Annotated in this window: 14 protein-coding genes; 9 read left to right on the forward strand and 5 right to left on the reverse strand. The window is 64.7% G+C overall.

The window, feature by feature from the left end:
• Positions 1-133: 133 nt before the first annotated feature.
• Positions 134-421, reverse strand: a complete 288-nt coding sequence (locus AZKH_RS26880) for a PilZ domain-containing protein (RefSeq protein ID WP_015435774.1) — start codon at positions 419-421, stop codon at positions 134-136.
• Between the two features lie 184 nt (positions 422-605).
• Between AZKH_RS26880 and AZKH_RS10645 the strand changes: the two genes are divergently transcribed.
• The gene (locus AZKH_RS10645; protein ID WP_369795114.1) at positions 606-1250 is read left to right on the forward strand and encodes a LuxR C-terminal-related transcriptional regulator; all 645 of its coding nucleotides are present in this window, start codon (positions 606-608) and stop codon (positions 1248-1250) included.
• A 9-nt stretch (positions 1251-1259) separates the two neighbouring features.
• Here AZKH_RS10645 and AZKH_RS10650 read toward each other — a convergent pair whose 3' ends face one another.
• Positions 1260-2201, reverse strand: coding sequence for a TetR family transcriptional regulator (locus AZKH_RS10650; RefSeq protein WP_015435776.1), 942 nt, complete (start codon positions 2199-2201; stop codon positions 1260-1262).
• A 221-nt stretch (positions 2202-2422) separates the two neighbouring features.
• Here AZKH_RS10650 and AZKH_RS10655 point away from each other — a divergent pair, with 221 nt between their 5' ends.
• The 6 genes from AZKH_RS10655 to AZKH_RS10680 are packed head-to-tail and all read left to right on the forward strand — an operon-like array spanning position 2423 to position 10108.
• A complete protein-coding gene (locus AZKH_RS10655; RefSeq protein WP_015435777.1) occupies positions 2423-3565 on the forward strand; it encodes an ABC transporter substrate-binding protein in 1143 nt (380 codons plus the stop codon).
• 12 nt (positions 3566-3577) lie between these two features.
• Positions 3578-5449 carry a feruloyl-CoA synthase gene (locus AZKH_RS10660; RefSeq protein ID WP_015435778.1) on the forward strand — a complete coding sequence of 624 codons (1872 nt, stop codon included), beginning with the start codon at positions 3578-3580 and terminating at the stop codon, positions 5447-5449.
• A gap of 33 nt (positions 5450-5482) precedes the next feature.
• The gene (locus tag AZKH_RS10665; protein WP_015435779.1) at positions 5483-6253 is read left to right on the forward strand and encodes a crotonase/enoyl-CoA hydratase family protein; all 771 of its coding nucleotides are present in this window, start codon (positions 5483-5485) and stop codon (positions 6251-6253) included.
• Positions 6250-7515, forward strand: a complete 1266-nt coding sequence (locus tag AZKH_RS10670; RefSeq protein WP_015435780.1) for a thiolase family protein — start codon at positions 6250-6252, stop codon at positions 7513-7515. Before AZKH_RS10665 ends, AZKH_RS10670 begins: the two co-directional genes overlap by 4 nt.
• A gap of 10 nt (positions 7516-7525) precedes the next feature.
• Positions 7526-8293 (forward strand): 3-hydroxyacyl-CoA dehydrogenase, encoded by a 768-nt coding sequence (locus AZKH_RS10675; protein WP_015435781.1) that lies wholly within the window; start codon positions 7526-7528, stop codon positions 8291-8293.
• A 24-nt stretch (positions 8294-8317) separates the two neighbouring features.
• Positions 8318-10108: an acyl-CoA dehydrogenase gene (locus AZKH_RS10680; protein WP_015435782.1), complete on the forward strand. Its 1791-nt coding sequence runs from the start codon at positions 8318-8320 to the stop codon at positions 10106-10108.
• An 8-nt stretch (positions 10109-10116) separates the two neighbouring features.
• Here AZKH_RS10680 and nudC read toward each other — a convergent pair whose 3' ends face one another.
• A complete protein-coding gene (nudC, locus tag AZKH_RS10685) occupies positions 10117-10941 on the reverse strand; it encodes an NAD(+) diphosphatase (RefSeq protein ID WP_015435783.1) in 825 nt (274 codons plus the stop codon).
• 242 nt (positions 10942-11183) lie between these two features.
• Here nudC and AZKH_RS10690 point away from each other — a divergent pair, with 242 nt between their 5' ends.
• Both AZKH_RS10690 and AZKH_RS10695 read left to right on the forward strand, forming a co-directional pair.
• Positions 11184-11960, forward strand: coding sequence for a hypothetical protein (locus tag AZKH_RS10690; protein ID WP_015435784.1), 777 nt, complete (start codon positions 11184-11186; stop codon positions 11958-11960).
• Positions 11961-12175: 215 nt separating this feature from the next.
• Complete coding sequence (locus tag AZKH_RS10695) at positions 12176-13852, forward strand: sigma-54-dependent Fis family transcriptional regulator (RefSeq protein WP_015435785.1); 1677 nt, start codon at positions 12176-12178, stop codon at positions 13850-13852.
• A gap of 21 nt (positions 13853-13873) precedes the next feature.
• Here the strand turns inward: AZKH_RS10695 and AZKH_RS10700 are convergent, their stop codons facing one another.
• Both AZKH_RS10700 and AZKH_RS10705 read right to left on the reverse strand, forming a co-directional pair.
• The gene (locus AZKH_RS10700; RefSeq protein WP_041656070.1) at positions 13874-14296 is read right to left on the reverse strand and encodes a DUF4399 domain-containing protein; all 423 of its coding nucleotides are present in this window, start codon (positions 14294-14296) and stop codon (positions 13874-13876) included.
• 29 nt (positions 14297-14325) lie between these two features.
• Positions 14326-14751: a DUF4399 domain-containing protein gene (locus tag AZKH_RS10705; RefSeq protein ID WP_015435787.1), complete on the reverse strand. Its 426-nt coding sequence runs from the start codon at positions 14749-14751 to the stop codon at positions 14326-14328.
• Positions 14752-14888 lie beyond the last annotated feature (137 nt).

Consider the following 14888-nt stretch of genomic DNA (forward strand, 5'->3'; position numbering starts at 1 on the left):
TGGGATAGAAACGCTTTCCCTAAACTGCGCTGATTGTGTTTTGTGGTTGGTTACCCAACCGTGAATTACGGGGCAAGCTGCCGGAAAACTAGCGTTCTGCGGGAATAGCTTTGATAGTCGTGTGAAATATTCGTCAGTTGTCGGCCGCGAGTCGGCAGGCCCGAATGCGTATCGCCATGCCGGTACGTCCAGCATGTTGTTCAATCCTTACGACCTTACCCTGGCAGTTCAGCGCGAACGCGCGGCCAGCGACAGTGAGTTCGACTGTGACATTCACCTCGTTGCCTATCGGCGCATCGCTGTTAAGTTCGAAGTAGAGGCCGGAGGCGCTGATGTCGCGCGTAGCGCCACCAACGCCGCCGTCACCGCTGAGCGGGAGTGCGATCTGTTCGCGAGGCTCTGATCGAAGTTCTTCTTTCATGCACCTAATCTATGCATTACACGAACGTATCGCACGAGCAAAAACGCCTTTTTAATTAGTTGTTTTCAACGCCCATTTCGGTCCAAAATTAGGAGAAAAGTCCTAAAATTGGGTGCCAACCAAAACAAAAAACCGAGGTTGATTTGTGATTTGCGGGGAGGAGGTCAAGCCCATTTGCGTTTTTGTGGTAAGCGAATTTCCCATTGTGGCGTGGGGCATCGAACAGCTTGTGGAGAGTCGAGCGCCAGGCATGAAGTTACTGGGGGTCGCCCATGAATTCGCGAATGGCGCAGTGAAGTTTGATGAGGCAGAGCCCGATGTGGTCGTGGTCGATATCGACGGAAGGGAAGGTGTCGGTGCGATCGAAGGACTTCAGGGGCAGAGCCGGGCGCGCATCCTTGCGCTGACAGCGTCGGACAGTTCCGAACTACTCGATGGCGCGGTATTGGCGGGGGCCAATGGTGTAGTCAGGAAGACCGAACCGATAGCGGTGTTGCTCAAGGCGATCGAGCGAGTCCATCTGGGAGAGATCTGGGTCGACCGGATGGCTGCTGGCCGAATTTTCCTGGAGCTGGCCCGAAAGAAGAAGACTGAGCGGCAAGCGGATCCGGAGGCAGCGAGGATCGGGCTGCTAACGCGCAAGGAGCGGCTTACGGTGGCGGAGGTTGCGCGCAATGCGTCCGCGTCTCCACGGCAGATCGCGGAGCGAATGCATATCAGCGAACACACCTTGCGCAATCATTTGACTTCGATTTATGCGAAGCTTGAGCTCAATAATCGTCTTGAATTGTATGCTTACGCGCAGCGCCACGGACTCGCTGCGAGCTGACTCCCGGCGCTAGAGATTATCGACTCCGTTTCGGATCATCTCCACCATCGCATCCGCAATTTCCCGCGGCGAATGCTTGCCTTCGCGGTACCACAGGTAGACCCAGTTCATCCCCCCGAGCAGGAAAAGCCGGAACAAGGAGCGATCGGTGCCTGGAGTGACCGGTAGCTCGGCGACGAGCCGGCGGAAGACCGCTTCGTAGGCGTCGCGGGCAGGGCGGATTTTCGATAACAGTTCATGGTTGCCCGTCAGGGCCAGGCTGTGGCCTGTCACGCGGTCCACCGACGAGCCGGCGACGATGCGTTCGACATGGACTTCGCACGCACGGCGAAGGCGCTCCCATGGATCGGTCGTCTCGCCGATGGCGGCGTCGACGGCTTCCATCACCCGGCGGAAGCCTTCGCGGTGAACGGCAAGATACAGCTCTTCCTTCGACGGGAAATGGTGGTACACCGAGCCGGGTAGCAAGCCGACGCGGCGCGCGATGTCTCTTATCGACGTGCGGTCGTAGCCCGCTTCGGAAAACAGCGCGGCGGCACCGTTCAGGATGACCTTGCGCCGGTCGAGCAGCTCGTCGCCGCCGGCTTCCCTCCCGCTCGTTGGAGTACGCGCCAGTTGGGCGGTGAGCGTCCCGCGTTCTAGGAGGGCACGTTGGCTGTCGGAGAGCGCTGCCAAGCCGTCGTTCGATTGGTCGACCAGGGCCTGCAGGCGCTTCACCGTGGTTTCCAGTCCGTGCTTCTGCCAGATATAGCGCACGCCCGAAGGCGAGATCGACACGCCGAATTCCCGCAGTCGTGCAGCCACGGCGACCTGTCCAAGCTCTGGATCCTCTCGTGCGAGGCGAAGAATCAGAACTTCAGCGTTTGGAGTGTCGTCGGGCGCCGAGGGCAGGGGCGAGTCAGGCTGCATGGGGGGCACAGTGTCGGTATTGGGCGCAATGATAGCGAGCAAACAGGGATTCCTCGGTGCACAAATTCTTCGGCCCGGATTCCACATGCCCACACGACGTTACATAAACCATTTGGTCAATCGTTTGACAGGGTAGTATAGCGGTGCTAACTTGACTCCATGCTCGAGCTTCTCATGAGCATGCGGGCGATACAGAGCGGCCAAAGCCGCCAGCCCCCGAGCCCCGACGCGTCGGGGCGTCCGAGACCAGAGGAGGAGTGACCATGCAGTTGAAGAAGCTTGCGGTGTTGTGCTCGATCGCGCTGTTGTCGTCCGCGGAGTCGGCCTTGGCGGACCTTACGATCGGGGTTTCGCTGTCGGCGACGGGGCCGGGGGCCTCGCTCGGCATTCCGGAGAAGAATGTCTTTGCGTTGTTGCCGACGCAGATCAGCGGCGAAAAGGTGAATTACGTCGTGCTCGACGACGCGACCGATCCATCCGTGGCCACCAAGAACGCCCGCAAGCTCGTCACCGAGGATAAGGTGGATGTGCTGATCGGCTCGTCGACGACACCGGCGACGGTGGCGATTGCCGAGGTGGCGAACGAGAGCGCAACGCCGCAGGTCACGATGAGCCCGGCAGCGCTCCCGGTCGAGCGCAACAAGTGGGTGTTCCGTTCGCCCCAGCAAAACAGTGTGATGGCGAACGCGGTCGTTCAGCACATGAAGGCGAACGGCGTGAAGACGCTGGGCTTCATCGGTTTCTCGGATGCCTATGGGGAGGACTGGCTGACGTCGGTCACGGCGAAGGCGGAAGCGGCCGGCATCAAGCTGGTCGCGACGGAACGATATGCGCGGGCCGACACTTCGGTGAGCGGGCAGGTGTTGAAGCTGGTGGCCGCACGGCCTGACGCGATCCTGATCGTCGGTTCGGGCAGCCCGGCGGCGCTGCCGCAGACGACGCTGATCGAGCGTGGCTACAAGGGCCAGATCTACCAGACGCATGCGGCCGCGAACCAGGCCTTCCTCAAAGTCGCCGGCAAGTCTGCCGAGGGTGTGATCATGCCGGTAGGGCCCGTGGTGGTGGTCGATCAGGTGCCGGATTCGCATCCGTCGAAGAAGGTCGGGCTGGACCTCGTGAAGAAGTACGAGGCGCAGAACGGAGCCGGGTCGTTCTCGTCCTTCGCGGGGCACGCATTCGATGCTTACCGCATCATCGAGCAGGCGGTGCCGGTTGCGCTCAAGACGGCTAAGCCCGGCACGCCCGAGTTCCGCGCGGCGCTGCGCGATGCGATCGAGTCGAACAAGGAGGTCGTCGCGAGTCACGGTGTGTTCAACATGACGGCTGCTGACCATTTCGGCCTCGACGAGCGCTCGCACGTGCTGGTGAAGATCGACAGCGGCGCCTACAGAGTCATCGGCAAGTGAGCGGGGATTCCGATGAATACCGTGAATCGTGACGCGGCGGCGCTGTTCGCGCCTGCCGCGGTCGAGATCGAACGCCGCGACGACGGCTCGAGCATCCTGCGCTGCGGGATTCCGCTGCCCGCAAATTACGCGCGCCGTGTCGGCGAGTGGCTGGAGCACTGGGCGCGGGAAGCGCCGGAGCGTCTCTTTCTCGCCGAGCGCAATGCGGCGGGTGAATGGGACAGGGTCACGTACGGTGAGGCGCGCCGGCGCGTAGTGGCGGTCGCGAGCTGGCTGCTGGAACAGAATCTCTCGGCCGACCGGCCGGTGGTGATTCTTTCGGACAACTCGATCGAGCATGCGCTGCTGATGCTCGCGGCGATGCACGTTGGCGTGCCGTCCTGCGCGATCTCGACCGGCAACTCGCTGATGTCGAAGGATTTCGCGAAGCTGAAGGCGAACATCGAGCTGTTGCAGCCGGGGGTGATCTACGCCGATCTGGTCGAGCGATTCCTGCCGGCGCTCCATGCGATCCGTCCCTTGCACGATGGCGTGGTCGTCGCCGGCGGCCGGAGTCAGCCGACGCCTGGGTGTATCGGGTTCGCGGAGATCGAGACCCGAAGCGACGAGGTCGCGGTGATGCGCGCCTTCGATCGCGTGGGGCCGGAGACGATCGCGAAGTTTCTGTTCACGTCGGGCTCGGTGGGGACGCCGAAGGCCGTGGTCAACACGCAGCGGATGCTGTGCGCCAACCAGCAGGCGAAGGAACTCGTCTGGCCTTTCCTGCGCGGGACGCCACCGGTGCTGATGGACTGGCTGCCTTGGAGCCATACCTTCGGCAGCAATCACAACTTCAACATGGTGATGCGCTGGGGCGGCAGTCTCTACATCGACGACGGCAAGCCGACGCCGGCGCTCCTCGAACGGACGCTGCGCAACCTCAAGGAGGTCTCGCCGACGATCTATTTCAGCGTCCCGCGCGCCTACGACATGCTGGTGCCGGCGTTGAGGCGCGACGCGGTGCTGCGCGAGAGCTTCTTCCGCTGGCTGCAGGTCATCTTCTATGCAGGGGCGGCGCTGCCACAGCACCGGTGGGCGGAGCTGGAGAGCCTGTCGCAGGAAGCGGTGGGTAAGCGTGTCGCGATGGTGTCGTCCTGGGGCTCGACCGAGACCGCACCGCTCGCGACCGACTGCCACTTCCAGGCCGTGCGCTCGGGGGTGATCGGCGTGCCGGTGCCGGGTACCGAGCTCAAGCTCGTGCCCTCGGCCGACAAGCTGGAGGTGCGCGTGAAGGGGCCCAATGTCTTTCCGGGCTACTGGAAGCAGCCGGACTTGACGGAGAAGTCCTTCGACGAGGAAGGCTTCTACCTGATCGGTGACGCAGTCGAGTTCGTCGATCCCGCGCGGCCTGAACTGGGGCTGCTGTTCGACGGCCGCGTCGGCGAGGACTTCAAGCTGCTGACCGGAACGTGGGTGCATGTCGGCTCGCTGCGCGTGAAGGCGATCGACGCGCTGAAGCCGGTCGCACAGGACATCGTCGTCACCGGTCACGACCGCGACGAGATCGGCCTGCTGGTCTTCCCGAACCTTGCCGAATGCCGCTCGCTATGCCCCGGTCTGCCGGCCGACACCCCGGCGGATCAGGTGCTGGCGAATCCCGCCGTGCGTGCGCGGGTTCGTCTTGGGCTCACTGTCTTGGCGCAGGAAGGAGGCGGCTCATCGACCGTCCCGTCGCGCGCGCTGCTGATGGCGGAGCCGCCTTCCGTCGAAGCGGGCGAGATCACCGACAAGGGTTACATCAACCAGCGCGCCGTGCTCGCGCGGCGCGCGGATCTAGTGCAGGCGCTGTATGCCGACATGCCGGACAAGGCGGTGATCGTTGCCGCGGCGGGCGTGAAGGCATGACGAGCCGGCGATAACCACAGAGAGAAATCCGCAATGAGCGAACAACTGGTCAAGACTTCGTTCGAGCACGGCATCTATACCGTGATGCTGGCGCGTCCCGAAAAACGCAACGCGGTGAGCGACCGTCTGCTGGCTGCCATCGACGCCGCCTTCGCGGCCGTGCCCGAGGGTACGCGCGTGATCGTGCTGGGCGGCGAGGGGGAGCATTTTTGTGCGGGGTTGGATCTCTCCGAGCACCAGCACCGCGATCCCTTCGGCGTGATGCAGCATTCCCGTGGCTGGCACCGGGTGTTCGACCGTATCCAGAACGGCGGAATTCCGGTCGTAGCGGCGCTGCATGGCGCGGTGATCGGCGGCGGGCTGGAACTTGCAACGGCGACGCACGTGCGGGTTGCGGAGCCGAACACGATCTACCAGATGCCTGAGGGTCGGCACGGCATCTTCGTCGGCGGCGGTGCGTCAGTGCGGGTCGCTCGCCTCATCGGCGCGGGGCGCATGTGCGAAATGATGCTGACGGGGCGGATCATGGAGGCCGACGAGGGCCAGCGACTGGGGCTGTCGCATTACCTCGTCGGGCCGGGCGAGGCGATGGCGAAGGCGCAGCAGCTCGCGCATCGCATTGCGGAGAACGCGCCGATGGCGAACTGGGCGATGGTGACGGCCGTCGCGCGCATCGAGAACCTGTCGAGTGACGACGGCTTCTTCGTCGAGTCGCTGACTGCTGCGCTGACGCAGACGAGCCCGGAGGTCGTGGAGCGCATCGGGCACTTCCTGCAACGCAAGGGACAGGGGCCGCAGCGATGAGTGCGATGAATCCCTACGCCGCTTCGGAGGCCGCCGCCCACGCGCGGACCTATGACGACATCTGGCTCGTCGCCGGGCAACGTACTCCCTTCGCGGACTATAACGGCCTGCTGCGCGACGTTTCGCCGACCGACCTCGGCATCTTTGCCGCCCGCGCGCTCTTCGAGAAGAGCGGCATCCCCGCGAGCGAAGTCGACGCGATCGTCGGCGGCAACATGGCGCAGGCGAGCTTCGACACTTACTACTTGCCGCGCCATATCGGGCTGTACTCGGAGGTGAATCCGAACGTGCCGGCGCTTCTGGTGCAGCGGCTCTGCGGCACGGGCTTCGAGACGATCCTTGCCGCGGCCGACCAGATCACGCTCGGCAAGGCGACCGTGGCGCTGTGCGTTGGCACTGAGTCGATGTCGCGCAATCCGATCGCGGCCTACACGCATCGTGCGGGATTCCGGATGGGGCAGGTCGATTTCCGCGACTTCCTGTGGGAGGCGACGAAGGACACCGCGCCGGGCGCCAGCATGGGCGACACGGCAGAGAACCTCGCGCGGCGCTACGGCATCTCGCGCGAGGAGGTCGACCGCTTCGCCGCGCAGAGTTTTGCGCGGGCGCTTGCGGGCTGGGAAACGGGCTGGTTCACGGGCGAAGTCGCTCCGGTCGTCAATGCCAAGTGGGAACTCGAAGGCTATCAAGCGCGCGCGCTGAAGCTCGCCGACCGCGCCGAAGTGTGCGAGCGCGATGGCCACGTGCGACCGACTCCCTTCGAGGCACTGCAGAAGTTGAAACCCGCCTTCGGCGGCGTGCAGACCGGCGGCAACAGCTCGGCGATCGTCGATGGCGCCGCGGCGGTGATCGTCGCGTCCGGCGACTGGGTGCGAGCGCACGGCGTGAAGCCCCTGGCACGCATCGTCGCCGGGGCGGCCGTCGCAGTGCCGCCCGAGATCATGGGCATCGGCCCGGCACCGGCGATCCGCGCCGCAGTGGCGAAGGCGGGACTCAGCGTGTCGGACCTCGGCCGCATCGAGATCAACGAAGCCTTCGGCGCGCAGTACCTCGCCTGCGAGCGCGAACTCGGCCTCGACCGCGAGCGCTGCAACGTGCATGGCGGCGCGATCGCGATCGGCCATCCGCTGGGGGCCTCGGGCGTGCGGCTCACGACCACCGTCGCGCGCGAGCTGCAGGAAGCGGGGTTGCAGTACGGCGTGTCCTCGGCCTGTGCCGGCGGTGGGCAGGGTGTGGCGATCATCGTCGAAAACGTGAAGTGAGGGGTCGGCCGTGCAACTCGAACAGCACACTTTCATCATCACCGGCGGCGCGTCCGGCCTCGGCGAAGCGACCGTACGAGCCTTCCATGCCGCTGGAGCGAACGTCGTCATTGCCGATCTCAACGCCGCCGCGGGCGAACACCTCGCCGACGAACTTGGTCGCCGCGCGGCCTTCCAGAGCACCGACGTCGCCTCGGAAGCAGACGCGCGCGGCTGCGTCGGGCTCGCACTCGAACGCTTCGGCGCGCTGCAAGGGCTCATTAACTGCGCCGGCATCGGCACTGCGGCGAAAGTCCTCGGCAAGGACGGCCCGCATCCGCTCGATGCCTTCAGCCGCATCGTCAATGTGAATCTCGTCGGCACCTTCAACATGATCCGCATTGCCTCCGACGCGATGGCGAAGGGCAAGCCGAACACCGGCGGCGAGCGCGGCGTGATCATCAACACCGCGTCGGTCGCCGCCTACGACGGCCAGATCGGGCAGGCCGGTTATGCCGCGTCGAAGGGCGGCATCGTGTCGATGACGCTGCCGATCGCGCGCGAGCTTGCCCGCTTCGGCATTCGTGTCGTGACGATCGCGCCGGGGCTGTTCCTGACGCCGATGATGCAGACGCTGCCGCCCGAGGTGCAGCGCTCGCTCGGCGAAGCGGTGCCCTTCCCGCCGCGGCTCGGCGAGCCTGCCGAATACGCGCAGCTCGCACGCGCGATCGTCGAGAACGCGATGCTCAACGGCGAGACGATCCGCCTCGACGGGGCGATCCGGCTCGCGCCGCGGTAGCGAATTCATTCGGGACTGACGACGATGATCGATTACGCCGCGCCGCTGCGCGACATGCAGTTCATCCTTGGCGAACTCGCGGGGCTCGACACGATCGCGGCGCTGCCGGGATTCGAGGACGCGAGCCCGGATGTGGTGGAGGCGATCCTCGCCGAGGCGGGCAAGTTTGCCGCTGGCGTGCTCGCACCGATCAACGTTGCGGGCGACCGCCAAGGCTGCCAGCTCGACGCCAAGGGACGCGTCACCTGCGCCGAAGGCTGGAAGGAAGCCTGGGACCGCTTCGTCGAGGCCGGCTGGGTCGGCCTCTCGGTCCCGACGGAGTTCGGCGGACAGGGCCTTCCGAAGCTCGTCTCGACGCCGGTGTGGGAGATGTGGTTTTCGACGAACATGGCCTTCGCGATGTTGCCTCAGCTCAACGTGAGTCAGGCCGAAGCGCTGCGGATCGCGGCGAGCGACGAGCTCAAGCGCACGTGGCTGCCCAAGATCGTCAGTGGCGAGTGGGGCAGCACGATGAACCTCACCGAGCCGCAGGCCGGGTCGGATCTCGCTGCGACGCGCACCCGCGCCGAGCCGACGCCTGACGGCACTTACTGCCTCTTCGGCCAGAAGATCTTCATCTCCTACGGGGAACACGAGTTGACGAGCAATATCGTCCATCTCGTCCTCGCACGCCTGCCCGATGCCCCGTCCGGCGTGAAGGGCCTGTCGCTGTTCCTTGTGCCGAAATACCTGCTCGATGCCGACGGCAATCCTGGCGCGTCCAACGATGTTCATTGCATCGCCATCGAGCACAAGCTCGGCATCCACGGCAGCCCGACCTGCACGATGAGCTACGGGGAAGTCGGCGGCGCCGTCGGCTACCTCGTCGGCGAAGCGAATCGCGGCCTGGAGACGATGTTCATCATGATGAACGAGGCCCGCTTCGGGGTCGGCGTGCAGGCGCCGGGGCTCGCCGAGCGGGCTTACCAGCTCGCGCTGGCGTATGCGCGCGAACGCGCGCAGGGCCGTGATGCGGTGACGGGCGAAGCCGGCAAGCCTATCCTCTGCCATCCGGACGTCAAGCGGATGCTGCTGTCGATGCGCGCGCGCGTGATGGCGATGCGCGCGTTGCTCTATACGGCGGCCGGCTGGTTCGACGTCGCGCATGCGAATCCGGACCGTACTGTCGCGGGCAAGTGCCGCCGCTACATCGACCTCCTGATGCCGGTCGCGAAGGGTTGGTGCACCGAAGTCGGCCAGCAGGTGTGCTGGGATGCGATCCAGGTCTTCGGCGGGATGGGTTTTGTGGAGGAAACGGGCATCGCGCAATTCGCGCGCGATTCGCGCATCACGACGATCTACGAGGGCACGACCGGCATCCAGGCCAACGACCTGGTCGGACGCAAGATCCTGCGCGAGGGCGGGGAGACGCTGTACGAACTCATCACCGAGCTGCGTGGAGTTGTGCTCGAACTGCGACTGGCCCGCGAACTGGGCGTGATCGCCGATGCCCTCGCGGCCAACGTCGCCACGCTCGAACGGACGGCGGACTGGGTGCTCGCCAGCGGAAAGGCGAACCTCGCCCAGGTGCTTGCCGGCGCCGTGCCTTTCCTGAAACTGTTCGGAACCGTTTGCGCGACCTGGCAGATGGCTCGCCTGGCGCTTGCCGCCCGACGCACACTCGCAGCCCGCGAGGGCGACACCGCCTATCTGGCGAGCCTGGTCGAGCTCGCGCGCTTCCATGCGCTGACGTTCGCCCCGGAAGCCGAGGCGCTGGGCGTTGCGGTGCGCGAGGCGGGGCAGAGCGTGGTGGCCTTCGACGACGCTCTACTGTAGAGCGACCGTCAGCCCGCGCCGGCGATCTCGCGAACCGTCGCGTCGATCAGCTTGCGTGCGATGCTGATGCGATGCGGCAGGCGGGGCAGGCGGTCGATCGGGAACCAGTCCACGGCCTCGATCTCGCCCGGCTGCGGAGTGAGCTCGCCGCCCGCGTAGTCGGCGGCAAAGGCGATCATCAGCGAATGCGGAAACGGCCAGGGCTGGCTACCGAAGTAGCGCAAGTTCGTCACCTCGACGCCGACCTCTTCGCGGGTTTCGCGTCGCACGGTCTCCTCGAGCGTTTCGCCCGGTTCGACGAAGCCGGCGAGCGCACTGAACATGTCCGGCGGAAACCGGGGCGAGCGTGCGAGCAGCAGCTCGTTGCCGCGGCGAATCAGCATCATCACGGCCGGGGACAGGCGCGGGTAGTGCGTCAGGCCGCAGCTGGGGCAGACCCGCGAACGCTCCGACGTGTGGAATTGCGTCGCGCTCCCGCAACGGCCGCAAAAACGGTGCGTGCCGTCCCATTCGAGGATCTGGGCCGCGCGGCCCGCGAGCGCGAAGTGCGTATCGTCGAGCTGCCCGAAGAGACTGCGCAGGTTCTGCCAGCGGCCTTGCGGAAGCTCCGCTTCGGCCGGCAACTCCGCGGCAAAGCAATGCTGTCCCTCCAAGTCCCCGAGGTAATGGGAGTTCTGCGGCGTGAGCGCCCAGCGCCCGAGATCGGCGCGCAGGGGCAGGCGCACGCCTTCGCCATCTTCGGCGACGAGCAGGACAGCGTCGTGAAAAAGAAACCAGAAATCATTGTCGTGGGCGCGATCGGGCGCGGTGAGGCCGGGCGAGAACGTCAGCATTGGCAGTCGTCGAAGTCCGTGAGGGCTACTGGTTTTTCATGATGGGGTTTGTAACGAGCTTTCGCAACACGCGGATGGAGACGGGTGGACCTACCGTTTGGCGCGTATGCGCTGCGGCGCAATGGGGCGGCCGGCGACCGTTACCTCGCGTAACGATAGCGCGTGTCTTTTTGGGCTGACAGAAGGTCAAATCTGCATGCCCGAATGCAGCCCCTGCGCATTCGGCTTTTTGGAGACACAGCATGAAGTATCGAATGAAGCGCCATCTTCTTTGCGCAGCGCTGATCGCCGCCCTCGGCGGCTCGGCCACGGTCGCAATGTCGCAAACCGCTTCCACCGATGTCGATCAGGCCGTAACGACGTTCGACCGTACCGCGAGTGCGTCCCCGACCCGTGCTGCAACCGATATGTCCAAGACCTTCTCGACCTTGACCGGGAGCGAAGCGAGCGCCCAGATCCTGATCGACGGCCTGCGGAGCGGCACGATCGTCACGCTCGATCCGGGCTCCGCGACGACGATTCCGGTGACGGTCACGCCGTCCGGCCCGATGGGCTACGGCAACGTATTCATCACGCTCGCACTGGCCCAGGCGACGCTCACCCAGGCCGGTCTCACCGCTCCGACCGCGGCTGAACTGGCAGTCGCACTCAATGGCGGTACCTTGCAGATCAACGGCCAGCCGACGACCTTCCGCGGCGTCCTCGCGATGCGCGCTTCGGGCATGGGCTGGGGCCAGATCGCGAAGGAGTCGGGCTTCAACCTCGGAAAGGTCGTCAGCGAACTGAAGTCCGGCAATGACCATCTCGCCAAATCGATCAAGGAGGGCAACGCCGGCAGCGAAAAATCGGCAGGCAAGTCGACGGACAAGGGCAACAACCGGCAGGCGGTCGACACGTCCGACCGCGGCGGGCGTGTGGAGCGCTCCGAACGACCCGACAAGCCGGAACGGGCGGACAAGGCTGAACGCCCGGAGCGCCCTGACCGGCCCGAAAAACCGGATCACCCCGGCAAGGGATAATCAAATTGAATGCGGTGCGCCGCAGTCCCGCGTCGTGCCGCTTTCCTTTTTGGGACCCAGTGTATGGGGCCTGTCGAGCGCGTCTCCGCCGTCCCGAATCCCGATTTTCAGGTATGGCACACGTCGACGGATATCTGTTTAAATCTTCTGATAATTATCAATACAGATAATCCGGGTGGCGCGTAGAACAACCGGTTCAGGAGGAGGGCCAGGCAATGACCAGGTTCCAGACAGCCACGCGCATCGAGGCGGAAGACCTCAGGGCACGTGTGAATTTTTGCGCCGATACCGGCGAAATATGGCTTCACGATCATCGTATGCTTCTGGTGCATGCCGAGACCCAGTCTTCGCTGCGCAAGGAGCTGATCGATACGCTCGGCATGAGCCGTGCGCGCGGGCTGTTGTTGCGCATGGGCTATGCATCCGGTGTGCGCGATGCCGAACTCGTGCGGGAGCAAATACCGCAGCTCGGCGAGGTGGAGGCCTTTCTGGCCGGTCCGCGTTTGCATTCTTTCGAGGGCATGGTCGGCGTGATCCCGATCCGTCTCGAGGTGGATCGCGACGCGGGGCACTTCTATGGCGAGTTCCGCTGGATCAATTCGTGGGAGTGCCAGTCGCACCGGCAGCACTTCGGCCCGCACTGCGGGGCGGTCTGCTGGACGCAGATCGGCTATGCCTGCGGGTATTCGTCGAGCTTCATGGGGCGCTCCATCCTCTTCAAGGAAGTCGAATGCGCCGGAGGCAATGGCGACAGTTGCCGGATCATCGGCCGACCCATCGAGGAATGGGATGATGCCGATGCACATATGCGCTACTTCGAACCGGATCCGATCACCGACCAGTTGATCGACCTCCAGACCCAGGTTCTGCAATTGCGTTCGACGATCTCCGAGCGCGAGAACCTGCCGACGGAGATGATGGGAAGTTCCCCGTCATTCCGTCACGCCCTCGATCAGCTGAAGCAGGCCGCGGATCGCCAGGAGCCGGTTCTGCTGACCGGTGAGACCGGGGCAGGAAAAGAGCTCTTCGCGCGCGCACTGCATGCGATGAGCAACCGGCGCGATCGTCCGCTCGATGTGATCAATTGCGCCGCGATCCCGTCCGATCTTGTCGAAACCGAACTGTTCGGCGTGGAAAAAGCGGCGCATACCGGTGTCTTCGTTTCGCACCCGGGACATCTCGAGCGCGCCGACGGCAGTACGATCTTCCTTGAGGAGATCGGCGACCTGCCGCTCGCGGCACAGGCCAAGCTGCTGCGTGTCCTGCAAAAGGGCGAACTCGTGCGCCTGGGCGACGACCGTATCCGCAAGATCAACGTTCGCGTCGTCGCCGCGACGACCGACGGACTCGCTCAGTTGGTGAAGGAAGGGCGCTTCCGGGCCGACCTGTACTTCCGCCTCAATGCTGGCCAGATCTACATCCCGCCGCTGCGCGAGCGCCGCGACGACATCCTGCCGCTGGCCCAGCGTTTCCTCGAGAAGTACGCCACGATCAAGGGCAAGAGGCTCCAGGGCTTCACCGACATGGCGAAGAAGGCGTTGGTCGCATACGGTTGGCCCGGCAACGTGCGCGAACTGCAGAACACCGTGGAGCGCGGTGTGATCCTTGCGCCGAACGGCGGACGTGTCGAGGTCGACAACCTGTTCCTGACTCATGCCGAATCCGGCGACCAATACGGACGCGGTGAGGACGGGGACATCGATTTCGTCGGGCCTTGTGCCGGGCGCGCGCTGTGCGAAGCGGTGTGCGACGGGGCGATGACGCTCGCCGAGGTCGAGAAGATGCTGGTCGAGGTGGCGATGGACAAGGCACACGGCAACCTCTCGTCGGCCGCCCGCATGCTCGGCCTGACGCCGCCGCAGCTCTCCGACCGGCTGAAGAAGCGGGCGTAGTCCCCCGGAGGAGGATCGCCGTCACTTCACGGTGATGGTGATCTTCCTCGACTTGACCGGCGGGTTGTGGGGGATGTGCTTGTCGTCGCCCATCAGAAGCTGCAGCGTGTGCTTGCCGGGCGGTAGATCGATCGTTGTTTCCGTTTCGCCTGCACCGAAGTGCAGGTGATTGCGATCGGACGGAATCTCGGCGTCCATCGACGGCAGCTCGGTATCGATCAGCAGGTGATGGTGGCCGGTGTTCGGAAATTCGACGCCTTTCGGCGCAACGCCCATATTGCGCAGGCCGAACCAGACCTTGAAGGGTTTGCCGGCGGGCATCGCCTGGCCGTCCACGGGCCAGCCGATATAGAGGTAGGCGTTTGCTGGGGCGGGGGTGCTGCCGGCATTGGCACAAGTGGCAAGCAGCAAAGCCGAGATGGCGACGGCGAGTGGCTTGAACATGATCTGCTCCCGGTGTCTTTCGGCGTGGGTCAACGCACGGTGATCGAAATCGGCTTCGAATACACGGGGGGATCGTGCGGGACGTGCTTATGGTCGCCCAGCAGCAGTTGCAGCGTGTGCTTGCCCGGCGGGAGTTCGATGCGGGCCTCGGTCTCGCCGGCACCGAAGTGCAGGTGGTTCCGGTCGGACGGAATATCGGCGTCCATCGGCGGCAAGCTGGTATCGATCAGCAGGTGATGATGGCCGACGTTGGGTTTTTCGACGCCTTTCGGGCAGATGCCCATATTGCGCAGCCCCATGCGGACCCAAAGCTTGCCGCCGGTGATGACGGCACCATCGGGCGGCCAGATGATGTAGGCCTCGGCATTGGCCGGTGATGGCGTGCCCGCGGCAAACGCGGGTGCGACGCTCAGGATCGCCGCAGTCAGCGCGGCAAGCTTGATTCCCCTCGTCATGTTGCCCCTCCTTCGCCAGAAACGTCTGACGTGGCCGCGCCCGGGCAAGAGCGGCATGCGATCCGCCGAGCCGGCTACGAATCCAGATTAGGACGGAACTTGCGGGAAAGATACATATAATGAACTCAGATATGGCG

The sequence above is a fragment of the Azoarcus sp. KH32C genome (genome assembly GCF_000349945.1).
Lineage (GTDB): Bacteria > Pseudomonadota > Gammaproteobacteria > Burkholderiales > Rhodocyclaceae > Aromatoleum.